This window comes from Gluconobacter sp. P1D12_c (assembly GCF_018812105.1).
Lineage (GTDB): Bacteria > Pseudomonadota > Alphaproteobacteria > Acetobacterales > Acetobacteraceae > Gluconobacter > Gluconobacter oxydans_A.
In genome coordinates this window covers 1-22,254 of sequence record NZ_JACSIQ010000018.1, presented here as the reverse complement: position 1 = coordinate 22,254, position 22,254 = coordinate 1, and the positions used below count along the sequence as shown (strand labels likewise).

Annotated in this window: 27 protein-coding genes; 4 read left to right on the top strand and 23 right to left on the bottom strand. The window is 63.1% G+C overall.

Annotated elements, in window-relative coordinates:
* Positions 1 to 17 precede the first annotated feature (17 nt).
* From KP705_RS14070 to KP705_RS14040, 7 genes are all read right to left on the bottom strand, one after another.
* Positions 18 to 1,508: a UvrD-helicase domain-containing protein gene (locus tag KP705_RS14070; protein WP_308267562.1), complete on the bottom strand. Its 1,491-nt coding sequence runs from the start codon at positions 1,506 to 1,508 to the stop codon at positions 18 to 20.
* Positions 1,501 to 2,184, bottom strand: coding sequence for a hypothetical protein (locus KP705_RS14065; protein WP_215764683.1), 684 nt, complete (start codon positions 2,182 to 2,184; stop codon positions 1,501 to 1,503). Before KP705_RS14065 ends, KP705_RS14070 begins: the two co-directional genes overlap by 8 nt.
* Before the next feature lie 10 nt (positions 2,185 to 2,194).
* The gene (locus tag KP705_RS14060; protein ID WP_215764682.1) at positions 2,195 to 3,160 is read right to left on the bottom strand and encodes a DUF3991 and toprim domain-containing protein; all 966 of its coding nucleotides are present in this window, start codon (positions 3,158 to 3,160) and stop codon (positions 2,195 to 2,197) included.
* A 434-nt stretch (positions 3,161 to 3,594) separates the two neighbouring features.
* Positions 3,595 to 3,861 carry a hypothetical protein gene (locus KP705_RS14055; RefSeq protein WP_203549324.1) on the bottom strand — a complete coding sequence of 89 codons (267 nt, stop codon included), beginning with the start codon at positions 3,859 to 3,861 and terminating at the stop codon, positions 3,595 to 3,597.
* A complete protein-coding gene (locus KP705_RS14050) occupies positions 3,858 to 4,691 on the bottom strand; it encodes a DNA/RNA non-specific endonuclease (protein WP_211499499.1) in 834 nt (277 codons plus the stop codon). Before KP705_RS14050 ends, KP705_RS14055 begins: the two co-directional genes overlap by 4 nt.
* Positions 4,692 to 4,765: 74 nt before the next feature.
* Positions 4,766 to 5,011 carry a hypothetical protein gene (locus tag KP705_RS14045; protein WP_203549326.1) on the bottom strand — a complete coding sequence of 82 codons (246 nt, stop codon included), beginning with the start codon at positions 5,009 to 5,011 and terminating at the stop codon, positions 4,766 to 4,768.
* A 93-nt stretch (positions 5,012 to 5,104) separates the two neighbouring features.
* A complete protein-coding gene (locus tag KP705_RS14040; RefSeq protein WP_211497560.1) occupies positions 5,105 to 5,344 on the bottom strand; it encodes a hypothetical protein in 240 nt (79 codons plus the stop codon).
* A 281-nt stretch (positions 5,345 to 5,625) separates the two neighbouring features.
* Here KP705_RS14040 and KP705_RS14035 point away from each other — a divergent pair, with 281 nt between their 5' ends.
* On the top strand, positions 5,626 to 6,144 hold the full coding sequence (locus KP705_RS14035) for a hypothetical protein (protein ID WP_211497559.1): 519 nt from the start codon (positions 5,626 to 5,628) through the stop codon (positions 6,142 to 6,144).
* Here the strand turns inward: KP705_RS14035 and KP705_RS14030 are convergent.
* From KP705_RS14030 to KP705_RS14020, 3 genes are read right to left on the bottom strand one after another with little or no spacing between them, the layout of a single operon-like run.
* On the bottom strand, positions 6,126 to 6,659 hold the full coding sequence (locus KP705_RS14030; protein ID WP_215764680.1) for a hypothetical protein: 534 nt from the start codon (positions 6,657 to 6,659) through the stop codon (positions 6,126 to 6,128). The two genes, KP705_RS14035 and KP705_RS14030, sit on opposite strands and share 19 nt — an antisense overlap.
* Entirely contained in the window at positions 6,656 to 6,910 is a 255-nt protein-coding gene (locus tag KP705_RS14025; protein ID WP_215764679.1) for a hypothetical protein, read from the bottom strand. The genes KP705_RS14030 and KP705_RS14025 overlap by 4 nt, the downstream gene beginning before the upstream one ends.
* Positions 6,911 to 6,944: 34 nt before the next feature.
* Positions 6,945 to 7,400, bottom strand: coding sequence for a DUF3085 domain-containing protein (locus KP705_RS14020; protein ID WP_215764678.1), 456 nt, complete (start codon positions 7,398 to 7,400; stop codon positions 6,945 to 6,947).
* On the opposite strand from KP705_RS14020, the gene KP705_RS14015 reads away from it, so the two are divergent.
* A complete protein-coding gene (locus KP705_RS14015) occupies positions 7,399 to 7,725 on the top strand; it encodes a hypothetical protein (protein ID WP_215764677.1) in 327 nt (108 codons plus the stop codon). The two genes, KP705_RS14020 and KP705_RS14015, sit on opposite strands and share 2 nt — an antisense overlap.
* 183 nt (positions 7,726 to 7,908) lie before the next feature.
* Here KP705_RS14015 and KP705_RS14010 read toward each other — a convergent pair whose 3' ends face one another.
* The 11 genes from KP705_RS14010 to KP705_RS20165 all read right to left on the bottom strand — a co-directional run bounded on the left by KP705_RS14010 (position 7,909) and on the right by KP705_RS20165 (position 20,028).
* Complete coding sequence (locus KP705_RS14010; protein ID WP_215764676.1) at positions 7,909 to 8,334, bottom strand: hypothetical protein; 426 nt, start codon at positions 8,332 to 8,334, stop codon at positions 7,909 to 7,911.
* Between the two features lie 19 nt (positions 8,335 to 8,353).
* Positions 8,354 to 8,968, bottom strand: a complete 615-nt coding sequence (locus KP705_RS14005) for a hypothetical protein (protein WP_215764675.1) — start codon at positions 8,966 to 8,968, stop codon at positions 8,354 to 8,356.
* 69 nt (positions 8,969 to 9,037) lie between these two features.
* Complete coding sequence (locus KP705_RS14000; protein WP_215764674.1) at positions 9,038 to 9,706, bottom strand: LPD29 domain-containing protein; 669 nt, start codon at positions 9,704 to 9,706, stop codon at positions 9,038 to 9,040.
* A gap of 673 nt (positions 9,707 to 10,379) precedes the next feature.
* Positions 10,380 to 12,239 carry a ParB/RepB/Spo0J family partition protein gene (locus KP705_RS13995; protein ID WP_215764673.1) on the bottom strand — a complete coding sequence of 620 codons (1,860 nt, stop codon included), beginning with the start codon at positions 12,237 to 12,239 and terminating at the stop codon, positions 10,380 to 10,382.
* A gap of 45 nt (positions 12,240 to 12,284) precedes the next feature.
* The gene (locus tag KP705_RS13990) at positions 12,285 to 12,710 is read right to left on the bottom strand and encodes a hypothetical protein (RefSeq protein WP_211497660.1); all 426 of its coding nucleotides are present in this window, start codon (positions 12,708 to 12,710) and stop codon (positions 12,285 to 12,287) included.
* A gap of 189 nt (positions 12,711 to 12,899) precedes the next feature.
* Positions 12,900 to 13,208: a hypothetical protein gene (locus tag KP705_RS13985; protein WP_211497661.1), complete on the bottom strand. Its 309-nt coding sequence runs from the start codon at positions 13,206 to 13,208 to the stop codon at positions 12,900 to 12,902.
* Positions 13,205 to 13,546, bottom strand: coding sequence for a hypothetical protein (locus KP705_RS13980; RefSeq protein ID WP_211497662.1), 342 nt, complete (start codon positions 13,544 to 13,546; stop codon positions 13,205 to 13,207). The genes KP705_RS13985 and KP705_RS13980 overlap by 4 nt, the downstream gene beginning before the upstream one ends.
* On the bottom strand, positions 13,543 to 14,178 hold the full coding sequence (locus tag KP705_RS13975) for a hypothetical protein (protein ID WP_211497663.1): 636 nt from the start codon (positions 14,176 to 14,178) through the stop codon (positions 13,543 to 13,545). Before KP705_RS13975 ends, KP705_RS13980 begins: the two co-directional genes overlap by 4 nt.
* Before the next feature lie 132 nt (positions 14,179 to 14,310).
* Entirely contained in the window at positions 14,311 to 18,159 is a 3,849-nt protein-coding gene (locus tag KP705_RS13970) for a DEAD/DEAH box helicase family protein (protein ID WP_374195572.1), read from the bottom strand.
* The gene (locus KP705_RS21440; RefSeq protein WP_374195571.1) at positions 18,065 to 19,447 is read right to left on the bottom strand and encodes a hypothetical protein; all 1,383 of its coding nucleotides are present in this window, start codon (positions 19,445 to 19,447) and stop codon (positions 18,065 to 18,067) included. Before KP705_RS21440 ends, KP705_RS13970 begins: the two co-directional genes overlap by 95 nt.
* A 113-nt stretch (positions 19,448 to 19,560) precedes the next feature.
* Positions 19,561 to 20,028, bottom strand: coding sequence for a hypothetical protein (locus KP705_RS20165; protein ID WP_252348403.1), 468 nt, complete (start codon positions 20,026 to 20,028; stop codon positions 19,561 to 19,563).
* Positions 20,029 to 20,186: 158 nt separating this feature from the next.
* Between KP705_RS20165 and KP705_RS13960 the strand changes: the two genes are divergently transcribed.
* The gene (locus tag KP705_RS13960; RefSeq protein ID WP_215764672.1) at positions 20,187 to 20,684 is read left to right on the top strand and encodes a MucR family transcriptional regulator; all 498 of its coding nucleotides are present in this window, start codon (positions 20,187 to 20,189) and stop codon (positions 20,682 to 20,684) included.
* Positions 20,685 to 20,686: 2 nt separating this feature from the next.
* On the opposite strand, the gene KP705_RS13955 is transcribed toward KP705_RS13960, so the two are convergent.
* Complete coding sequence (locus KP705_RS13955; protein ID WP_215764671.1) at positions 20,687 to 21,658, bottom strand: phosphoadenosine phosphosulfate reductase family protein; 972 nt, start codon at positions 21,656 to 21,658, stop codon at positions 20,687 to 20,689.
* Positions 21,655 to 22,032: a hypothetical protein gene (locus tag KP705_RS13950; RefSeq protein WP_034954418.1), complete on the bottom strand. Its 378-nt coding sequence runs from the start codon at positions 22,030 to 22,032 to the stop codon at positions 21,655 to 21,657. Before KP705_RS13950 ends, KP705_RS13955 begins: the two co-directional genes overlap by 4 nt.
* Between KP705_RS13950 and KP705_RS13945 the strand changes: the two genes are divergently transcribed.
* Positions 22,031 to 22,254, top strand: a 224-nt coding sequence (locus KP705_RS13945; protein WP_215764670.1) for a hypothetical protein, incomplete at its 3' end; no start/stop codon positions are given. The two genes, KP705_RS13950 and KP705_RS13945, sit on opposite strands and share 2 nt — an antisense overlap.

The following is a 22,254-nucleotide window of genomic DNA, read 5'->3' as shown; positions in this document are numbered from 1 at the left end:
CAACGTTCTTGTTGGGTTCACTCTAAGCGTACGTAAAGTACACTTTCGTGTCGTGACCCCAGGAAGCCACGCAGCTTTTCGGCAGCCTTCCCGGTGCGGCCCTGCACAGTGCGCTCGGCTGCATCATAAAGCGAGATTGCCTCCTCGTCCGCGACCTGCTCGAATTTTGCCATGGCCTTGGCCCCGATCCCCCGGGCGGGCTGATTGACGATCCGCCGAAAGGCTTCGTCTGACTGCCGCTCATACGGAAAACATGTCAGACGCAGGAAAGCCAGCGCGTCCTTGACCACCGCGCGCTGCCAGAAGGCGGTATCATTGACCAGCTCATACGGGATCTTTGCGCGCAGCAGCGACTCTTCCAGCAGCCGGGAGAGATGGTTGAAGCGATAGAGCACCGCCATGTCCTCGTAAGGCACACCTTCCAGGGCACGACGTCCAATCTCGGCGGCAATTCCGGAGGCCTCGTCCTGGCTGCCAGTGTGCCGCAGAATATCCACTGGCTCCCCATCTCCGGACGCGGTATACAGGGTCTTCTCCAGACGGCTCGTGTCATGAGAGATGACCGCATTGGCTGCTGACAGAATATGGCCGGTCGAGCGGAAGTTCTGCTCCAGGGCAATCAGACGTCCGGTCGGAAACTCCTTGAGAAAGCTTCGGATAATCCGGACGTTGGCCCCACGCCAGCCGTAAATTGACTGCGCATCGTCGCCGACAACGAAGAGCTCGTTGTGGTCTTTGGACAGGCATTTCAGCCAGAGAAACTGGAGCCGGTTAACGTCCTGGAACTCATCGGCCAGCACGCAGTCAAACCGGTCCGCCCAGTCCCGTCTGTAGCGTTCGTCGCGGAGCATGGTCACGGTAGGCCACAGCAGCAGGTCTGCAAAATCCGCGCGATTGCTTTCGCGCAGCATCGCCTGATACGCAGGATAAAGCACGGCCGCATCCCGCCAGACCATGATATCATCGCCTTCGGTGATGACATCCGTCGCAATCCGTCCCTCGACCCAGGCCACGGCATCCGGGGGAAGCACCATGTTTTCCTTGAGCATGGCGATGCGCGAGCTGACGGACTTCACACGCTTGCGAAACGTCTCTCCGTCGTCGGCGTTCATGACGCCTGCTTCAATCGCCTTTTCCAGAAGCCTGCGCACGATCTTCGTGCTGTCTTCGCTGTCACAGACGTCGAACCCCGGACGCAGCCCGGCAATATCAGGATCGGTGCGCAGCTGGCGACGCCCGTGCGCATGGAAGGTGCCCACCCAGTACGGCGCCTGAGCGATATTCAGGGCCACCGCGATGCGGGTCTTCATCTCCCCGGCCGCCTTGTTGGTGAACGTCACGGCCAGAATACGATCCGGCGCCATGCGACGCTTGACGACACGGTCGACGATCCCGGCCACCAGCGTCTTGGTCTTGCCAGTCCCGGCACCCGCGAGAACAACAACAGGGCCAGTCTGGCGCGCAGCCTCTGCCTGGGAGGGAGTCAGTCCGGAGAGATGATTATCCACGACCACGTCCCTGCTCTCGGGTACCATGAAGAACCTCGCACCGCGTCGCACGGCGACCATCAAGGCTCAGGATCACGTCCGGCTCGACCATCAGGTCAAACTCCTGCCCGAAATCCCACGTCCCGTCCGCCAGGACCGTTCCTCCAACCATGAGACCGCGCAGCACGTCGCCGCCGAACGCGATCTCGACATAAGTCTGCGGGAAGGGCGGCTGATTATGGAGCAGGGCCCAGGTATGCCAGACGCGGGTCGTCTCGGCATCGGCATGCCAGGCGGCGGTCAGTTCTGCGACATGTCCCAGAAGTGTCACGGCATCCGGACGGTCAGGATGACGCGTGCTTCCGGGAACGGTGCCAATCAGGACAAGCTGCTGCTCCCCCGCCTGGCAGGTCAGGAACCCACTGTCTCCGGTCGGAGACTGAATAAACAGGACGATGCGCCCGGACAGATCCCAGCCTGCCGCACTCCAGTGCCCGCCAACCACGAGACCCTGACCCCGCTCCATCTCAGGACCGTATTCCACCAGAGCCCAGGGAACGCGACATCCGAGGTCTGGCATCAGGCGCAGATAGTGGTCCGCGTCCGGGTGCGCCAGAAAGGCCGCTCTCAGGGCGTCATTTTTTTCGTGGCCGGGAAACAGAGCCTCCATTTCCCGTCGTGCCTTGTCATTCGTCATCAGTCTCTCCTCAGGCGGCGCGGGCAGCCACAACAGTCTTCAGGGCGTCGTTGAAATCTTTGCAGCCCCCGTGGGGAATACGGCGGATCACACGGACACCGGCTTCACGGCCCAGCTCTGCCAGGCGCGCGGCATAGCGGTTGCCGGCTTCATCATTATCGGTTGCGGCCACCAGAACGGCTGCCGGATCTTTTGCCATCTCAGTCAGTTCGGCCGTGAGGGCTTCGACCGTCTCCGGCCCCATGCCACCTGCGGTCGAGCAGTACAGGGTTTCGCGCGTGCGTTCGCTGTCGAGAGCGGCATAGGACAGGGCATCAATGGCGGATTCACTCACCACCAGGCGACGGACCGTGCGGCCAAGGCCGGGTTGGAACCGGAACAGCGTTTTGACCGTACCCGACAGGCAGATATGCGTGTCCGGACCGCGCAGTTCCGCACCACAGATGGTCCCCTTGGCATCGCGGTGGCAGAACCAGGCGGCGTGATAGCCATCCCGGATGCAGCCGGTCATGATGGCCCGACGCAGAACCCATTCCGGAAGGCAGCGCTCCTCGGTGAGATACGCCCAGACCTTCGTGCCGGATTTGAGCTCCTTCTTGGCCTGCCAGCGCTCGGCCGGGGCAACGTCTGGCGTCCTGGCCTGACGCTCGCGGACGTATTCTGCCCCTTTCGGTTCAATCCCGACCAGCTGACCCAGCTCACGGCAGGCCTCATGAAACTTCAGACCGGGCGTCAGGCGCTGGATGAGAGAAAACACATCCCCCTTTTCGTCCGATCCCGTATCCCACCAGCCGCGGCCTTCATGGTTGACGATGATTGTCTCGCCCTTGCCTGCCCGGTATTTCAGAGCGTTGCGCGTGCTTTCGGGCTTGTCGAGACGATAGCCATGGCGTTCAAGCAGCAGGGCACAGGAAACGCCTTTGACGATGTCGGTCCGGTCGTTGTCAGACAGTCTGAACGGCTCAAAGCGTGCCATGATCGTCATCCTTTTCGTTTCGGGACGGCGCAACGGTCAGAACCGGCCTCAACGCCCCTGTGATCTGGGTTTAATTTAGGAAAAATCCGTAAGTATTGCAAGGAAAAACGGCTTTTTACTGCGGTTTTCTCGGTTGTTATTTGCCGTGACTTTCCCATATACAAACATCGTCGCCACAAACTTAACGAATACTTAAACAAGCCTTTCGTTCGACCCGTGCCGGAGGCAAAAGGGGCGAAAGCAAGCGCAGCGACGCCTTTCGTCTCGACACTTTCAGGTCCGTCACAAACGCAGCGCAGGACAGGATGCCTTCTCAGGGGACCCGGCTGCACAGAGCAACCGAAGGGCGCGGAGGAAGCTGGGGTGGAAGGTCTTCTTGTCCGGAGTGAGGCTTGTGGCACTCCAGACCTTCCCCGCCAGACGCTCCTACACCTTCAGGCACAGTCCCGATCCGCAATGGGAGCGGGCATCACGCCGCCCGGTCGAGCGCCCCGCGCGCGGTCCGGCAGATGGGCCGATCCTTCAAGCTCGCGGGCAATGGCGTCAATGTGCGCCTTCAACGCATGAATGTCCTGCAGACCGATCCTGTCCCTTCGGATTTCAAGGCGCCCGGACACGGCAATGCACTCTGCGCCATTTTCGATCGCCAGATCATCGATCTGCAGGCGCGCGCTCCCCTCTTCAAATGGAAAGAAAGTCACGGCCTGGTCTCCGCAGTCGTCCGTTCCGGATCGGCCTGGCTCCTGACGGCATACGGACTTTGCCGGGGATGAGGCAGGGCCATCGCCGTCTGCCGGATGTCGTCTGGCAACGACGGGAACGGATCAACACCCGTGGCCTGCGTCAGGGCGCCGATGCTGATGATCGTACAGGTGGGCCGGGTAGTGTTCAGGCAGAAATACGCCCCCGCTGCATCTTCGGCAGGATCATAAACGGCCTTCCAGGTCGCCCACGGCACAGAGATCCGATGCCAGCCGATTGTCTTTCTCGGGGAGCTGAAGACAGGACCAGTCACGACATAAAGCTCGCCCTCGCGCCGTACGAGCCCGCGCACGGCCATTTCCACACCCGTCCAGATGCCTTCATTCAGTTCCGGGGTCTGGGGGACAACATTGGACAGCGCAAAGCTCTGCTCCTGGGCACGACGGCTTGGCTCATCGCCCGAACAGGCCATATGGCCGCGGTCATAATCCGACGCGCGGTAATCGCTCAGCTCGGCCCGGTCCTCGAAAGACAGACGCTGATCAGCGTGAAAGAACCGGACAACCCGGCCGATCTGCATGCTGCGTTCCAGGTCTTCCTCGGTCAGGTGCTCTGCCGTCCACAGGGGGCCATGACTGATTCCCGAGTGCAGGACAGCAAAGGCGTCATTGCACAGAAGGACGGTCTGCTGCCCCAGAGCCTCGCTTGTCAGGACCGGAAGCTGGCCGTCTCCGCCGAAGTCGGCACACCCAGCCGGTGCCGCCTGGCTTGCGGATGCCCAGAACAGGGCGCTCAGGGCAAGCCCCGCTCTGTGATGTCGCATCGCCATTCCCTTTCCTCCCGGACGCCTGTGTTGCGCATGCCAGGATGACACGGCCTGTTGTGAGTGCAGGCTCGCGGCTGTCAATGGGAGACACTCAGCAGAGTACGGCGCGCCGAACGATGGGCAGCGCTGGCATCACGACGGAGTGCGGCGCGCAACGCCGCCCCAAGACGATCGTCATCCGCGTCATCAGCCAGATGATCGGCTTCCGCGTAAAAGCGCCGTGCGCGGCCAATGGTCTGGCCTGCCGAGACGGCGCGATGAAAGACGGGCGCCTCAAGCACGGGAAGGAGACTGGACGGAGCTGTGATGGTCTGGACCTGCACGATGCGGTTCCTTTCTTGTGTTTATTGACCGGATGCGGGCCGCAGCGCGGCCCTGATGTCAGTGGAGGAAGAAGAAAAGCAGGGAGCCTGGTCTCAGTCCCCGGTCCGAGGCAGAGGCGCGCGCTTCACGGCCATGCCATCGCTCGCAAAACAGAGCATTCCTTTGTGCCGGTAATGGTTACGGCGCACTTTGCGGTACACGCCTGACAACTCGGCACCGGCCATGCAAAACGTCTCGTCAACCTGAAGGTCTGCAAAGAGAACCGTATCCGGCCCGAAGACCTCTGCCTTTTTACGGGCTGCTGTCAGATCTGTTTTCCTGCGCTTGGACATGCTCTGCCTCTCTGGGTTTATTTCGTTCCCGATCGGCAGCCTCGTGGGGCGGGCGGCGTGGCAAGGGCGGCGCTGTGCGCCGGGAGCGGAGCGACGCACCCTTGCTGCGACGCCTGCCCCATGAGAGCCCCTTCCCTCCCTCCTCTTTTTCCTTCCCGCGCCTCTCCCTTCGGCCCCCAGAGGTTTTCGCGACGGCCCCATAATGCCGGTATCTTATTGTTTTTATTGACTTTTGTTTGTCGTGCGCTTTACGCTTGCGCCACAACGACAGGAGGACACCGATGAGTGCACAGACAGATCAGACCGCCACGGTGATCCGCTTTCCACAGGAGCGGCGTCTTGCGCCAACCCTGGACGCGCTCACCGACGCAATCCTGCCCGAAACGCAGCTGCGGTCGCTTGCTGAAATCCGCGGCGTGACACCGCCCCGACAGGTTGAGCGCCTCCGCGCGTTCGGACGCGAGAGGGCACGACAGATTTTCGGAGCCACGCCCTTGCCCGACACGCGGGAGGGACGTCAGCGCATGGCGTCTGACTGGCTGACGCTTCTGGTCGGTCGGGCCCTGGCGCGGGTTTCCGACGCACGGTCCCTCACGGAACAGGCGGAGCGCCGCGAGATCGAAGATCCGCAGCGCGACGGCATCTATGACGATCTTGCGCAGGCGCTGCGCGCCGAGATCGTCGCCTGGGAGACGGCCCAGAATATTCTTGGCGGATGGGAGGTCGTCCACGGACTGATTGACGATCCGGACTCCTGCGCCGTCACGGACAGCGCAGCGTGTCAGAGCAGACCCATCTGAACAGGCTGCTGCCGGGACAGCGGTGCAGACAACCCCGGAGCCAGTGAGATGCGGCCTGCATGATCGGCCGGCACGCCGTGACGGTCGATCAGCCTGCGCAACAGCGCCTGTTCGCCTCGGACAGTCTCCTGCCGCAGTTCGGCGCGATACAGGTCCGGCACCTGATGCTCGACCAGAAGTGCCGCGATCCGGCTTTCCACGTCTGACCAGGTCCAAGCGGGATCGCCGATCCCGCCACGCGCGATGATCTGATCGAGGAAGGCGAGACGCCCCTGCGTCGAGCAGAAATACCGGCCCGCAAAGCCGTCCCGGTTAAAGCAGGCGATGAACCCCCACATCTGGCTGACACGCTGGTACAGCGCCTTGCTGAACCCCTCCTCCGGCAATCCTTTCGCAACAAAGGCGAGGATTGCATTGGCCAGTTTGGCCTTGTCCTGCGGGGAACTCCACTGTGTGGCCGTCAGGCCTTCGGCCTCAATGCGGACGCGCCGCAGGTGTGGCAATAGCAGGCTCATGCGTAGGCCTCCTGCGCGAGGGCGGAGAGCGCCTCCGCGACAGCGCCGGCAAGATCGGGCCGCCGCGCGATCAGCCAGCCCGTCAGCGCGGTGCGATCCGCCGCGTCCACAAGGGAGACGACGCGGTCAACGTCGCAGCGCCGCAGCTGCTCGACGCTGTCAGCGGCCACGGCAACGGCAACGGCCGAGGCCCAGATCTGGTCGCGGGACACCGGCGCCGGAGACACCGTGTGAGGCGTAGCATCGGACATTCTTTTTCTCCTGAAGGATTTCAAAGCCGGCCGGTCAAGCCAGAAATTCGAGGGTTTCCGGGGTGATGGTCATGCGCAGTGTGTCGCCTGACGTCCGCTTGAGGGCCTGCCGCACAAGCGCTGCCTCCAGGAACTCGCATCCGTCATCCCCGCCAAAAGCCTGGCGCTTCACGTCATAAGCCCTGCCCGCGTTCTGTGCCGGGTCTGCTTCGCGGGCATACGCGCACAGATTGGGCTTCTGACCGTCATCGGACGGCAGAAGCGGAAGCCCGTTCGACATCATGTAGATCCCGTGATCTCCAACCAGCCACAGACCCGCAGGGATCTTTGCGGGATCGACGTCTTCCTGACGGCCCCATTCGCGCGCGCCATGCCCGGGCTTGCGCAGGCTCTTGTCAAAGAGCTGCGTCAGCGTGGCGCGGCGCTCGGACGCGGCCTCGGCATGGGCAAGAAGGCGCTCGATCAACGCGCGGTCGAAGGTCACGATCATGGGATATTTTCCTCGGATCAGAAATGAAAAACCCCGCTCGGTGGCGGGGCGTGGGGCGTTCGGAGACGTGGAGGCGTCAGCCCCGACCGTGGGCGGCATGGGACGCGGAGGCGAGATAATGATGGGGCACCGGGCCCGCCAGAAAGCTCGGCAGGCACGTAAAGGCGAAGACCAGGGCGAGAAAACCGAAGAACCCACCGGCCAGTCCGGCAACGTCCTTGATGTCCTGAAGGGTCTGTTGGGAAATCTGCATGAAAGGTCACTCCTGTTGCCGTCATCTCTTTTCTCTGATGACCTCTCCGGCACAGGCACAGGATGGCTGTGATGGCACAGGCGCCGCGCAGCGGCGGGATCTCCACGACCCGGAGCCCTTCAGGGCGAGGACGCGTGGAGACCCACCCTTTGCCAGCGCAGACAGCCTGTGCTGCCCCTCTCGCCTTCTGTTTCTTTCCCTCTCTCTTCTTCCTGCTCTTCCTTCGCCCGGATCTCGCGGGTGACGATACGGAGTTCAGATGTGTCCATTTTGGCGCGCGGACTGCGTCTGCTCCGCCTCATCCACCAGCTGATACGCCGTCAGGGTCAGGTGGCCTGTCCAGTGATGCCTCAGAACGATCATGGGAACACCTTCGACCGTGCCATGCTCCCCGCGGCGACTGGCCTCGGTAATCTGGGCGCGCGTGACGCGTGGCGGCTGCGTCCGGGTTCGAAAATCAGTCTCGGCCGCCTGTCGGTCCGAATAGGGGCCGTGCCAGTGTTGGGCGGCCTCTTTCGGCCAGAACGACGTCACACGCAGATAGACGCGCCCATCCGGTGCAACGCCAAGATGGACCCTGCGGTGATCCAGAAGACAGGTCTCGATCTGGAGAAGGCTTTCATCGACCATGGAAAACTCGCTCGTCTTTTGAACTGTTGGATCTGGCAGGGGAGACATCATCCGCTCCCCTGCATTGGCCTCAGGCCGCCCGTTGGTCCGCCAGTGAAGCCGAACTCAGGACAGCAGCCGTCAGGGCAGGATGCTGGTGGGCGCGATAGCGCGCCATCAGAGCGTCGCGGGTCTCGCCACCCAGAGCGGCCGCAGGCGCGCCTGCGGTTTCGAGACAGGCTGCAACGTCCGCGGACCATCCCTTGAACCCGAGATGGCCGTCTTCAGACAGGCGTTCGGCCTCGGTGAGCGAGGCCTCGCGCGGTTCTGCACCGTCCATGCGGAATGGTGTGTAGCGTGTTCCCCATGAGGCCACACCGGCCATGCCCTCGTGGGGAACCGGATCTGCAATCGTGGTCTCGAGCCATTCAGAGGTGCCAAGCGCCTCTGAAACGTAAGCGGCGTCGAAACCGCGCGGCTTGCGGCTGCCACGATTGACCGTGACCATGATCTTGAATGACCGCCCAGGGTGATGAAGCGCGGTGTCACGGCCGAAGCCCAAAATGAGCGGCTTGAGGCCATCCACCGACTTCGCCTCGACAATGCGCCGCTCTCCCAGATGGGACATGAGCGCCATCGTGGTGCTGGTGAAATAGCCCTCACGTTTTGCGGTGGCGGGCGTAGCGCTGAGCGTAAAGAAAGCCATGTCGATCTCCAGATATGACAAAGGCCGCCTCGCGGCGGCCTGAAAAAACTGTGAAGGGGTAAGGTGGGGTCAGAAGACGTATTCGGCGCTGCCAAAGACGTCCTGCCAGGGGCTCCGGCTCTTGGAGTGGCAATCTGTTACTTCGTCATAGAACCCGGATCTGAAACGCTTTCTGATGTCGTCAACAGTCTCCTGCGCCGCATCATCCAGAGGATCGTTGCAGCTGATCGACACGGACCCGTAGGAGGATTTGCGCACCCGAAATTTGTGGTTTGGCAGGGCGGCTTTCAGCAGGCGGCGGATGTTCTTTCCTGCCAGCACGCCGCTCTGATCCGAGCCCTGCTCCAGATGGGCGTACTCGGGATCGACGCGCAGACGCTCGATTTCGGCCGCGTGCGCTGCCTCGGCCTGCTCTTTCTGTGCCTGCTTTTCAGCACGGCAGGCTTCGGCATGAGCGTGCAGCTGCGCAATTTCCTCAGGGCCGGCCTTGGGCTCGTCGTGGAAGATCCTCCACTGCACACCGTGCAGAATGCTCTCGGGCAGCTTCTTGCTGATACTCCCGCAGGCGAAGACGATATCAAAGCTGGCATTGCCTCCCGCGGCGATGAAGCCGCCAGCAAGGCGTCTGATTGTCTCGGGACGCGGCGTGCCATGGACCGCGTACACGACGCCCCGGCCTCTGTTGTACAGGTTTGTGCTGACGCGGGTGCCCACGGTGACAGTCGGGTGTTCGGACATGCTGATCTCCTTCTCTTCATGTCTCTTCAACTGTCCTCTCCGGGGTCAGGGCCTGACTGGCGGGGCAAGGGCGACGCGTCAGCGTCGGTCCCGCAGGCGTCAGCCGAGGACACCACCCCTTGCGGCGACAGACAGGCTCTGGCACCCCCCGCCCCTCTCTCCTCCTGTCGTCTCTTTTCTCGTCTTCTTTCCTTGCGCGGGCTGTCCTGCCCTGTGGAACAAGGCTGCGTCTCACCGCATGAAAAAGGGCGGAGCCATGCTGACTCCGCCCTTGAAAATCGCAACCGGTTCGTCCAAGTTCAGAGGTGAGCCGTGAGGGGCTTCGCAAAAAACACCTCACGGCCCGGTTTACCTTAAGTGATTTACTCGGAGAGGCTCTTCAGTGCGGTGGCAACCGCCTGAAGGGTCTTCTTCGTTTTACGAAGGATCTTCGTAAACCACTTACGGTCCACCACGATCACGAAGATCATGGCTTCCCCTTTCACTCTGACGACTGTGGGCAAACGACCCCCGACCCACATCCGGTTACGATTTTCGGGGGCCGCGACGTCTGAACCGTAACCTGAACAGACGTTTCGTCGCGCGGACTCATCAGGCGGCCCCAATCTCCTGTTGTGCCAGATCAGGCGCTACGCGCAAGTCTGGCCCGGAACATGGCCGCAATTGCGTTGCCTCAGACCCGAAGGATCTCCAGCCGCCCTCCCATGGCAGCCTGCATGGCCACCAGTTCCTGCGGCACCACGAGGTCCGGTTTTTCTGTCGGCTCATCGTCCATGACGTCTGGCTCGCGAGCCTCTCCTCCGCCCTCGTCCATCACGTCTTCCAGATCCTCCGCGTCCCCGCATTCCAGGCCGTTTTCATCCTCGGCCTCCAGATCGTCTTTCAGGGCGGCCCATTTTGCGCGGCGGGCCTGCCTGGTTCGAACCTCCTCGGTCCAGACGCCAGTCGCCTGCGCAAAGCCTGCGGCCTCCGGGACCCAGTGTCCGTCTCCCACGGCGTTCAGCAGGGCAGCGCGCATCTCCTTGCCCGTATTGAGTGGCGCGAGCCCATGCGCCTGGACCGCCTTGGTGATGCCGGGCTTGCTGTAGGTCTTCAGGAAGTCCTCATCGGCCATGCTCGGCATGTGGGCATCGGCACCGAACAGACAACCCAGTAGTTCCGCTGCCATACCGGAGCCGGAGTGCATGCTGACCTCGCAGTTCATGAATCCTCCGAGGCTTTCCAGCGCGTGGCGGCGGATGAGCGCCTCATCACGCACCAGTTCGCCTTCCGGAAACAGCGCTTCCATGGCGGTCTTCACCGCGTTCTCCTGAGGCGAACTGCTTTCGCAGCCGTAAATATGGACGTTGTTGGCATTCAGCGCGAGCAACAGCCCGGCCACCAGATCCCACGGGTCCGCGTCGTCGCTTTTCGCCTGAAGGGCCTTCTTCAGCGCGAGGGTCCGCACGGAGCCGATCATCTTCAGACCCGTGCCGGAGATGTCAGCGCGCTCCTTCTTTGGGGGTGGCGTCTGCTCCACCACGCGCGGTTCAGAACGGACGGTTTCTTCACCCGTGTAGCGGAACGTCCGCTCTTCGATTTTCAGGGTATTCGGGTTGAGCCAGTAACCGATGACGTCCGTTTCCTGCTCACCCATCCAGCGCGTGACGAAATTATAGCCTTCTGGTCGAAGCGGAGACCCGTACTCGCCCGTCTCAACAACGAGCGTTCCGTCAGGGCGATGCTCGGCGATCCAGTCTTCCTGCGCAGCCCGAAACGCCGAGGCATCCGTGACGTAGCGATTGTCGTCAGCGCCCTGCCCGAACAGATCTTCGGTCCAGACAACGCCATGTTTTTGCGCCAGCGCATCATCAAACCGTGCATCACGCGCGTACCACTCGTCCTGCTGCAGGTGCCAGGTGAAGTCGCGCCAGTTCACGGTATCATCCGGATCTTTGGCATTGAGACGATACCCGGCCGGGTCCTCCCCGTCTTCGACGCTCTCGGCGAACATCTCAGCCCAGGCGGCCGCCTGATCTTCCAGCGATGACAGGGCCAGTGTCCGACGCTCCCTCAGGTCCGGGCCACGGCCAATCTCGATGGCATGCAGGATCGGTGGATGCAGCTTCGCCAGCAGTGTCAGTCCACGGAGATAGGCAGGCGTGATCATCAGCGCCATGCACAGCTGCTGATCCGTATAGCCCAGTTCTTCGCGCATCCGGGTTACGGCACGCCACTGGTCCGGCTCGGACATGCCTTCGCGGATCATATTCTCACTGGCCGCCGCCAGGGCTTCGTGCTTGCTCTCTTCGCGCGTCACATGAACCGGGATCTGTGAAAGTCCGGCATAGATGGAGGCCCGTTTCCGGCGATGACCCGCTATGATCATCAGACGCCCGTCTTCCAGCTCCCGCACTTTCGGCGGGTGAATGAGTCCCACCTGCAAAATGTTCGCCGCAAAGCGTCGGATACTGTCCTGGCTGCTTTCTGCTTTGCGGGGATTATCCGGATTGTCGACAAGGCTGTTCGGATCGACAAGGCGCAGTTCGTCCATGATGGGCTCCAGTGATGTCGTAAGGGTGTCGTGGGGAGGGAGAAGTCAGGCGGTCAGGCTGTGCGCGAGGTGGGAGACCACACGCTCGATATGCTCGACCTCCAGCTGTCGCGTTGCCAGCGTCAGCGTGGCCGTGCCGTAAGAGCCGTCTTCGTCGGTGTCGTAATCGGCCTGCACGCGCCGGATAACCGTTTCGACGCAGTGCCAGACCACAAGGTCAACACTGTTCGGAAACAGAGGGGCAATCGTCTGGTCAGGTCCAGGCGCTGCAACGGCCTTCTCAAGGGACAGGTCTTCGAACAGATCCGGGCTGTCGCCCGCTGTCACATGAAGCGTTGTCCACCAGCCTTCTTTGGCCTCGTACTCAACTTTGACCGTCTTCACGCCATGCGTCCGCATCGCCTCAAAGATCAGTGCCAGATTTGCTCTCAGCGCCACTTCGGCCGCGGGTTGTCCTGCCGGGTCTGACACGCCTCTCTCCTTTTTTCTGTTGTGATGATCTCGGCGCGGGCACAGGGCGTGGCTTTGCGCAAGGCCGCGCGTTAGCGCGCCAGGCCTGAGCCTTGCGCGGAGCCGCGACCTGTGGCGGCTCCCTCTCGCATTGCCGTTTCTCTTCCCGTCGCCTTCTCTCTGTCCTGAGACAGGCACGGCGGTAGCGACTCAGTCGTAAAAAGGCAGCGTCCCGTCGATGAACCCATCCCGATCAAAATGAAGGTAATGGCAGTCCTGCTCCCGGGCCTGAGCCATCAGGGCGGCCAGTTCGGGAGACACGTCCTGCGGGACGTCCTCCCCCTCGTCGGGAACATGAATCATCCAGCCATAGGGTCCGCCAAGACAGCTTCGCCCTGCTGTGCCCCCGCTGCTGAGATAAAGCTCGCACGCGTCGCGCTCTGCGACCGGAAGATGCCCGGTACTGAGATCCAGGTGCCGGCAGACGAGGCCTGCGGTTGACGGTTTGGCCTTGCTCATACCTGCCCCTCGGGTCTGACAATGAACGACGTCAGACAACTGCCCCCGGTCCAGCGATCCATGGTCAGCATCATCTCGGCACCATCACGCGTTTGCGCAATGGTACCATTCAGGCGGCCCCGTTGCAGATCCTCCGGGGTAATTACGGGCGGCGCGTTGCGGTCCACGAAATCGGCTTCCGCGCAAGCGGCATCCTTGTATGGCCCGTGCCAGTCATTCCCGTTGACGGGATAGGTGTCCACGGTGCGCAGCAGGGCTTCACCGTTCGGATAGGTGAAGATCTCCACCGTCACGCCGCACAGAACTTTGGAAGTGGTGGTCTGGTCCGTCTGGCTCATGCTGCGCACTCCGCCAGTGGGATCAGGCCTTTCATGATGGCGTGTCGCTCATGACACGGTCCATGGACTGTCGCCCGGTTATAGACAGGCGCGTCGTCCAGATTGGAGTATGCCAGAAAAATTGCCGCATCCTTTGGGTCACGCAGCAGGTTCAGCCAGGACCACACCGGAGTTTCGCCTGTCCTCTCCGGCGCCTTGATCGTCGAGAGCTCGTCCACACGCTTCTGGAGCCACGCGGAAACCGGCCCCTTGCGAAGCGCGAAATGTCCCGTGCAGGTCATGCCCCGATCCAGAAGCGCCTGCGCACCCACAGCGTCCCGCAGAACAGTCCGGCACTTGCGGATATAGGTTTCTGCCTGCGTCTCACTGGCACCGGAGAAGCGCATCCCGCCCCCCTCGCAGGAGGCGGCATACTGCACGACTTCGCGCATGATCTCCCAGCTCTGTCCCGCGCCAATCAGGGACCAGCTTCTCGCGCGGAGCGACCCCCGCCCCTCATAGACATTGTTATCGCCACCCAACTCCATCAGCAGATACTGATCGGCATGGAAGCTGCTATCGGCAACATGAGGGCGCAGGGTCTCTGCCGGAAGTCGCACGGCGGCGAGGTCATAGACGATACGATAGGACATGCTCTCTTCCTCTGATCTCTCTTTCAACCTCTCCGCGGATGCAGGGGCTGTCCGGTGCGGCAAGGCCGCGCGCAGCGCGCACGGCCTGAGCCTTGCCGCACCGGGCGGGCCATGCCCGCCCCKCCCCCCTCCTTATGCTGCCGCTTCTTCTTCCTCTCCTTCTCCCCCATTGTCGTTGACGCTCAGACTTTCCATCGCGGCCAGCGCCTCGGCAGCCTCAGCCTCCCGACGCGCCGTATCCTCGGCCAGATCCGCCTCCAGAGACGCCATCTCTTCTTCCTTCTCCTCCAGAAGTGCAGCCTCGCGGAACGGCATCCCGTCGCGGGCACGGTAGCCGGGCAGCTTGCGTTCCGTCTCGGCCAGCAGCCGCTGCGCATCCGCAAGCTCGCTGTCGAAGCGCAGCAGGGTGTTCTCGATGCGGGCGATAAAGCCGAGCGGGGCCGTGTCGTGATCAAAGTCGATCCCGATCATCCGGTCCTCGGCCACGATGGCGATGGTCGCGTCCCATTCGGTCTGGTCCATGAAGGTCGAGCTCCAGGTCTCGCACACCAGCTCGAAGCCACCGATTTCGCCAAGTGTCCACCGACCCTTCGTTTCTGCGCGTTTGGCCGTGCGCGCCTGACCCATCAGCCACTTGCCGGCATCCTGACGTTCGGTCAGCACATCCGACTTGCGCACAAGCTGGAACGCCTCGCCCCGTGTCGACTGGCGTTTCGCGATATCCGCCCGGATCTTCGGGATAAACGTCTCCGCAGTCCTCTGATCGCGCTCGGCCCGCTCGATCGCACGACGCACGTTGAACTGGTCGTCGTAATGGGCGGCTTTGAGGCGACGCAGGCGCGCCAGCTCCGCCTCCAGTCCGGCCTTTTTCATCAGGCGCTCGTCACCCGAAGCCAGCGCCTTGGCCATGGCAAACTGGTTCGCACTCTCGCCGATATCTTCCAGACGGCGGATCGAGCGGTCTCCCGACATGGCCAGACACAGAAAACGCTGCTTGCGCTCCAGAAGCTGCCAGTTTGTGGCATCCACCGAACCCTTCAGGGCATAGGCGTAAATCTGGATCACAGGGTTCTGGTTGCCCTGGCGTTCAATCCGTCCCTCACGCTGGATGATGTCGGCCACCAGCCAGGGCACATCGAGATGGTGCAGGGCAATCAGACGCTGCTGTGCATTCACGCCCGTACCCATTGTCGCGCTCGAGCCGATCAGGATGCGTTTGCGCCCGGAATTGAGATCCCGGAACAGTCCCTGCTTGGCCGCGCTCTTTTTGTAGTGCTGCATGAACGCGATTTCGTCGCGCGGCACGCCCATCCGCATCAGCTCATCGCGGATCCAGAGATAGGCCGAGAAGCCCCGTTTCTCCAGCGCCGCTTCCGTACCAAGATCCGAGAAGATCATCTGCACGGCCCCGGGCAGGTCATACGGCTTGCCGGTGTCGGGATCGGTGTAGCGGTTTTCGCGCGTCGCCTTCCAGATGTCGAAGACCTTCGCGATCATGACGTTCAGCTTGTTGCTGGTGTCGTTGTCTTCCCAGGGCCGGACAAAGCGCAGATCGATCGCGGCATGACGCGCATCGTTGATCACGGACAGGATGATGTCCTCACCCTTCTGCGGCTTGCCCTTGCGCTCCTCAATCACCTTGATCCGTGCTTCCAGATCCCTCTGGTAGTCACGGAAGGCGGGTCCGCTATCAGCGACGATGATCTGGCGACCGCCCGTGGCGATCTCGGGAAGTTTCACGTACTGGCGCAGGTCATCCTGCTGCACCACGTCCGCGAAATGCCGGTACATGGCCATCAGATCGGCCACGTTCACGAACTCCGCAAACCGCGTCACAGGCTTGTACAGCCCGCTTGGCTGAAGCTCGAGTTCCGTGCGGGTCTCCCCGAAATTGGCGGCCCACGCATCGAACTCATGCAGGCCACGCTCGATCAGGGCGTCGATCTGCTGGAAGCGCTGGACATTGTACATCTCGCCCAGGGTGTTCGTGATCGGCGAACCCGAGGCCATGACCAGCTCGCGACCGGGATTGAGACGGCTCAGATAGCGGGCCTTGACGTACAGGTCCCAGGCACGCCCGCTGCCATTCGGATCGACCCCCTTGAGGCTGGACTGGTTCGTGCCGAAGCTGAGTTTGCGGAACTGCTGCGCCTCATCCACGAGGATCTGGTCGATCCCGATCTCGCCGAGATGCACCAGATCGTCCTTGCGGCTGGCCAGCCCGTCCAGCTTCGCTTTCATCCCCTCCTTCATGCGCTCGATGCGCTTGCGCGAGATGCGGTCGTCGGCGTCGATCTCGCACAGCAGGCTCTCATAGGATGCGATCTGCGCCTCGATCATCGCCTGCTCAAACGCGGTTTCGACCGGAATGAACTTGAAAGCGTCATGCGTGATGATGATCGCATCCCACTGTCCCGTGGCCGCACGGGCGAGGAAGCGCTGGCGTTTGGCCTTCACGAAGTTCGTCTCATCCGCGACCAGGATCTTCGCGGTCGGGTAGAGCATCAGGAACTCGCGGGCCATCTGCGCCAGACAGTGTCCCGGCACCACCACCATGGCCTTCGAGATCAGGCCGAGACGACGCTGCTCCATGATGGCCGCGCACATCGAGAAGGTTTTTCCCGACCCCACGGCGTGCGCCATGTAGGTGTTGCCCGTGGCGATGATGCGCCAGACCACCCGCTTCTGGTGGGCACGCAGCTGGATCGTGGTGCTGGCCCCGGGCAACTGCAGATGCGAGCCGTCGAATGCGCGGGGGACGAGGTTGTTGTAGGTGTCGTTATACAGCCGCACCAGACGCTCGGCGCGCTCCGGGTCCTGCCACACCCAGGTCTGGAAGGCCGTCTTGATGGCCGCGAGCTTTTCCTTGGCAGCCTCGGTCTCCTGGGCGTTCAGGGTACGATGTTCGCCGTTCTCGTCGCGCCAGGTGTCCCAGATCTGCGGGATGGCCTGATTGAGCGCATCCTCGATCAGTTCCCCTGCGGGACGCCGTTCGGTGCCCCAGACGGACGTCGCCTCCGCCTTGCCCCGGAACGGTCCCTTGTCCAGGGTCCAGGACGCCACCTCCTTCGTATGCCACACCCCGGCTTCGACCCCGATGACCTCGGCAATGAAGCCCTCGATATCGGCGGTCGGGATCCACGGTGCCCCCAGACGCGCCGTAATGTCGCTCGGCCGCAGATCCTCGGGTTGGGCCTCTTCCAGCGCGGCCACGGTCCGGGCAAAGCGGGGATCAGTCTCGGCTGCTTTGCGGGCCTCCGCCAGTTTGGTGCGCACCGCGCCTGACAGCGCCTCATCGGCTGGCACCCAGACATCGCGTCCAGGCTGGCTGCGTCCGGCATCAAGATAGATGGCGCTCCCCAGCTCGGCGATGACCTCGTCCTCGGACCGTCCCAGCAGTTCGGCAATGCGCGGGATCTCCACCACACCCGTCTCATGCAGGCAGACGGCAAGCGCGTCATGGGCGCTGTGGACCTCCGGCTCCAGCGTCGCCTGGATCACACGCTCGGAGAACAGCGGCCCCTGTGTGCCGATCTGCCGGTCCTCGTCGTACTCCTCGATCGAGCTGACCAGCCAGACATCCGGATCGTCGTAGAAGGGCTGGAGGTTCGGACGCCGCTGCGTCGTGCTCTCGTCCCCGGTTTTGGGATCAACACGCGTGCTGGTGATCGTCAGGTTGATCGGGCCGAACTGTCGCACGAACGTCTGGTAAGCGCGCTTGAGGTCCGCCTGGAGTGCACTGTAAGGCAGGTTCTCCACCTGAGCGCGCAGGACCGCACGGGCGGAATCGCGGACGGGGATCAGGCCTTCGATGATGCGCGCGTGCTTCTGGAAGATGCCGTCCTTCTGCTCGCCTTTCTTGACCTTCACCGGCACCGACTGGCCGTCAATGATCTGGTGCAGCGCACCCTTTTCGATCAGGTAGCTGCCTTCCTTGAGGCTCGCCCCCTGCCGTGCCGACATCCGCACGGCGGCTTTCACGCAGCACCTCAACATCGAACGTCTGCGGCACCGGGAAGCGTGCCAGCCTGGCCAAGCGGGAAAGAGCGCTCGGCAGGGCATCGTCGAGCATCAGCATTGGGTTCGCCGCGCAGGTGTATTCCGGCCCGAACTGTCCGCTCGTCCAGCCGTGCCGACCSAGMACCTGCTGACCGTTCTCTACGAAATAGCGGTTGATGCTGAGCGGTCCCTCCCCCTCATCCGTGTCGGGCAGATCCGCAACCTCCAGCCAGGCGCTCTCGCCCGGGCTGTCCCCGATCTCGCGCCGGCGCAGGACCAGCACGTCCACCACCACGTCGGTTCCGGCATCATCCCGCATCGCGCCAGCCGGCAGGCGGACCGCCCCGACCAGGTCCGCCGTTTCGAACAGGTGGCGCCGTGCTGTGGCGTCGCGCTTGTCCATTGTCCAGCGTGACGTCACGAACAGCCCCATGGCACCAGGACGCAGGCGGGAGACAGAGCGGGCGATGAAATAGTCATGCAGGGACAGGCCAAGCCGCCCCAGCTCGTCCGTGCCGCGCACCGTGCGGTTGCTGAACGGCGGATTGCCGATCGTAAGGTCGAACTGCTCCGCAATCTTCGCCGTCGTGAAGTCCTCGGCGCGAACCCACTGGTTCGGAAACAGCTTGCGGGCAATGCGGGCCGTCAGAGGGTCATTCTCGATCGCCGTCCAGGCTGTCTTGGGGGCAAGTTTCTCCGGGATCGCGCCCATGAACAGACCCGTGCCACAGCCCGGCTCCAGCGCACGTCCGCCGCGGAACCCCATCTGCGCCACCAGATCCCACAGCGCATGCACGATCAGTTCCGGCGTGTAATGGGCGTACTGCGTGGCCCGCGCCAGTCCGGCCCGCTCCTGCTGGCTCGTCAGCGTCTCAAGCTGCACCCCGATTTCTTCCCAGCCCTGACGGAAGGCTTCGCCCGGACGGGGGAACAGGCTGTTGGCCAGCTCCCCGGCTCCAAATCCCGTAAACTTCGCGAGCAAAGCCTGCTCGGACGGCGTTGCATTGCGCCCCTCGGTCTCCAGTTCGGTCAGAAGACGGATGGCGGCGAGGTTGTCCCGCGCCCGCGCTTTCCATCCCTGCGACAGGTCGCGTGTGCCACACAGGCGGAAGTCGATCTTAGGCGCCACGACCGGGGCTGCAGCGGCTTCTTTCGCGAGGGACGCGGCCTCGTCAAGCGCACGATCTCCGGGCAGGTCGCCCCAGAACAGGGTGTTGCTGCCGCCCCCAAGGGCTGAGGTGTCGAAAAAGCTGAGCTGGGTCTTGCTCATGGGAGAAACTCCGGACAAGCGGCAGCGCCCGGTGCTGCGCGGGGGCAGACCGGGGGGCCGGGAAACAAACAGGATGGGATCGGGCGAAAGGCGCTCAGGCCTTCCGGGTCAGGTCACAGCGGACCGAAGCGCAGGGAGATCTGCTCGCGCTCACTGGACGACAGACGCGACAGGGCCTCACGGTGATAGGGGGATCCCTGACGGGCCTGGCGCGCGACCTGCCACCAGGCATTCTGGTCCGAGCAGGTCACGCCGCGCAGCTGGGTGTCAGCGTGCTCCGGGCCGCAGCCTTCGAGAATGGTCCAGCCCTCGCGGTGGGCCTGAACCAGGCTGAAATTCTGTGTGGGGGGTGGGCGTGTGAAGGCCATGACGGGCATCGTCTGCTGTCTCCTTTCTGACCCTTTCCGGCGAGCGCGGCGTCGTTCTGGGCCGCAAGGGCGACGCGTCAGCGTCGGGACCGCCCGGCCCGCAGCGCCAGCGAGGACACGGACGGACCCACCCCTTGCGGCACAGGGCGATCCCGTGGTGCCTGCCCTTCTCCCCCTTCCTTTTCTTTCCTCTTCTTCTTTTACTGTCCGCATCTTGTGCGACCTGTGCTGTAACGATCGAAGACGGGCGACTATTCCCCGGGCAAACTCAGGAACCTGTTAACCCCTCGTGCAGTACTCTCAGCAGCAACTTGAAATCATGACCTGTGCGACCCATGTACAAGGCATTTCCAGGACCCTGAGGGACATTTATGACTGACCTGACCGAGACCCCGGCACACCCTCATGCCGATCTTCTGCCACTCACCGCCGACATCGTGGCAGCCTATCTGTCGCAGAACGCGCTCTCCGCCGACCAGCTTCCTGCGTTGATCCGCAGCGTGCACGACGCTCTCGCAACCCCAGCCACGCCGGAGCCTGTCGCGGAAGAAGCCCCGCCCCCCGCCGTAAACCCGAAGCGCTCCGTGTTTCCGGACTACATCATCTGCCTGGAAGACGGCAAAAAGCTGAAGATGCTCCGCCGTCATCTCAAAACGGCGTACAACATGACGCCTGATGAATACCGGGCCCGCTGGGGCCTGCCCCCCGAGTATCCGATGGTGGCTCCCGGCTATTCCGCGCAGCGCGCGGCTCTTGCGCGGGAAATCGGCCTGGGCTCCAGAACCCGATCCTCTGCGCCTCAGGAAGAAGACCTTCCTCCGGTGAAGAAGCTTCCCGAAAAACGGCGGGGCCGTCCGGCCCGCGCCTGAAACTAGACGGGTCCTCCCCCGTTACCGAAGGCACCGGCCGGAAGGGTCCAGTTTTCTGTCAGAACCGTCTGCAACGGGCGGTCTGACAGGCAGGCTGCGACCAGATCGGGCCGCGACCGGGCCACTTGATAAACCGTCCCTTCGGACGACAGCTGCTCGAGCCCCCGGTCACGTTTGATCGTGCAGCCGAATTCCTTTTCATATCCGTTCAATTTCGCAAACCGGTTCGCATCCATCCATTTCAGGGTGGCGAACTGGTCTGCATTGCCGAAGATGCAGAACGCGCAGGACAGGCGCGAAAATCCGACCTGATATGGATAGGCTGGCATGACGCGCCAGCGCTTCAGGATCGCCCAGACCTCTGCTTCGGACCACTGATGTACCGGCCTCCAGTGGTCGACATGCCGACGCCGCCGCGTCCCGTTTCTCGTGTCGGTACGGTGAGGCTCAAAGGCCGCATAGCGCGCCCGTGCAGGACTTTCCTCGGCACGTTCGCCTGTCACGACCAGGGTACGACGGTTGAGAAACCTGTCCTGTCCGCGGAGGGCGCGATCCGCCACGTCGATCTTGAGACTGGCCGAGCACCAGCGCACGGACAGGCTGGCCGAGACCTGTGGAAAGCGCAGCCGGGTTCCGTTCGGGCCCTGCCCGCCGGCGACGACGCGTCCCTGCGGGGTCTCGAAGACCACGGGCGCGGTCGGCATATCGTGGCGAAGCATCTCGCGCTCGAAGCCGCCCTCGCGCCAGGACCGATAGAGTGGCAGTCCGAAGTCGCGGGCCAGGGCTTCGACATACAGAGCGGTGGAGGGCCAGTCCATGAAGGATCCCCCCTCCCCGTCCACATCGTGGTGCCACAGCTCGATGCGTTCGGCCGGAGCACCGGCTTCCAGCAGGGCGAGCAGACAGGCCGTGCCATCCTTGCCCCCGGACACTGCGACAATGATGCTGTCATAGGACGCGAGATTCGGGCTCATGACGTCCACCGACTGACCGGGGCGCCTGTCCGCACCGAGCGGCACATCAGGGCGTGGGCGATCGGGCGTTCCCGCAGCAGCAACGGCTTTTCGTGGCGACCGTCCCAGGTCAGCCCCTCACAACGTGTCAGCAGCCCCATCTGCACGGCCGCTTCGTCGCGACAGGCGCACACACGCTCATTGCCACCTGAGCTGCGGCGGCACGGCTCATCCGCAGGAGCGCCGCAGCCCGTGCAGGCAATCGTCAGCGCCGGATCACCGTCTTCCCAGTGCGTGTTGCAGCGGCGGCAGGTTGTGGGTTCCTGCGTGTCGGTCCAGCGCATCGGAGGCCGGCCACGGGGGGTTGGAACATAGGGAAACTGGTAGCGTCGCATGATGCTCGATCCATCTCTGGTTCTTCAAACATCCTTGCGACGGCCTGTCGGTCGCCCGCGCTGCAACAGGTGGGCGCAGCGGCAGGATCGGCGTCATCCGGACCCACGCGCAGGCGGCGCAGCCGGCGAGCATGGGGAGGACGGACGGCGATCCACCTGTTGCAGCGCGGGCGACCGACAGGCAGCGCCTTGTTTTCCCTCTTGGCTTTTCATGCTTTTGCC

Coding starts and splice junctions, on each gene's coding strand:
- KP705_RS14035 (WP_211497559.1), top strand. CDS start 5,626: ATGAGTGCACAGACAGATCAGACCGCCACGGTGATCCGCTTTCCACAG.
- KP705_RS14005 (WP_215764675.1), bottom strand. CDS start 8,968: ATGGCTTTCTTTACGCTCAGCGCTACGCCCGCCACCGCAAAACGTGAG.
- KP705_RS14040 (WP_211497560.1), bottom strand. CDS start 5,344: ATGTCCAAGCGCAGGAAAACAGATCTGACAGCAGCCCGTAAAAAGGCA.
- KP705_RS13975 (WP_211497663.1), bottom strand. CDS start 14,178: ATGTCCTATCGTATCGTCTATGACCTCGCCGCCGTGCGACTTCCGGCA.
- KP705_RS14020 (WP_215764678.1), bottom strand. CDS start 7,400: ATGATCGTGACCTTCGACCGCGCGTTGATCGAGCGCCTTCTTGCCCAT.
- KP705_RS14015 (WP_215764677.1), top strand. CDS start 7,399: ATGGGATATTTTCCTCGGATCAGAAATGAAAAACCCCGCTCGGTGGCG.
- KP705_RS14050 (WP_211499499.1), bottom strand. CDS start 4,691: ATGGCGATGCGACATCACAGAGCGGGGCTTGCCCTGAGCGCCCTGTTC.
- KP705_RS13995 (WP_215764673.1), bottom strand. CDS start 12,239: ATGGACGAACTGCGCCTTGTCGATCCGAACAGCCTTGTCGACAATCCG.
- KP705_RS13960 (WP_215764672.1), top strand. CDS start 20,187: ATGACTGACCTGACCGAGACCCCGGCACACCCTCATGCCGATCTTCTG.
- KP705_RS14065 (WP_215764683.1), bottom strand. CDS start 2,184: ATGACGAATGACAAGGCACGACGGGAAATGGAGGCTCTGTTTCCCGGC.
- KP705_RS13950 (WP_034954418.1), bottom strand. CDS start 22,032: ATGCGACGCTACCAGTTTCCCTATGTTCCAACCCCCCGTGGCCGGCCT.
- KP705_RS14010 (WP_215764676.1), bottom strand. CDS start 8,334: ATGATGTCTCCCCTGCCAGATCCAACAGTTCAAAAGACGAGCGAGTTT.
- KP705_RS14000 (WP_215764674.1), bottom strand. CDS start 9,706: ATGTCCGAACACCCGACTGTCACCGTGGGCACCCGCGTCAGCACAAAC.
- KP705_RS13955 (WP_215764671.1), bottom strand. CDS start 21,658: ATGAGCCCGAATCTCGCGTCCTATGACAGCATCATTGTCGCAGTGTCC.
- KP705_RS20165 (WP_252348403.1), bottom strand. CDS start 20,028: ATGCGGACAGTAAAAGAAGAAGAGGAAAGAAAAGGAAGGGGGAGAAGG.
- KP705_RS14030 (WP_215764680.1), bottom strand. CDS start 6,659: ATGAGCCTGCTATTGCCACACCTGCGGCGCGTCCGCATTGAGGCCGAA.
- KP705_RS14025 (WP_215764679.1), bottom strand. CDS start 6,910: ATGTCCGATGCTACGCCTCACACGGTGTCTCCGGCGCCGGTGTCCCGC.
- KP705_RS13985 (WP_211497661.1), bottom strand. CDS start 13,208: ATGAGCAAGGCCAAACCGTCAACCGCAGGCCTCGTCTGCCGGCACCTG.
- KP705_RS13980 (WP_211497662.1), bottom strand. CDS start 13,546: ATGAGCCAGACGGACCAGACCACCACTTCCAAAGTTCTGTGCGGCGTG.
- KP705_RS14060 (WP_215764682.1), bottom strand. CDS start 3,160: ATGGCACGCTTTGAGCCGTTCAGACTGTCTGACAACGACCGGACCGAC.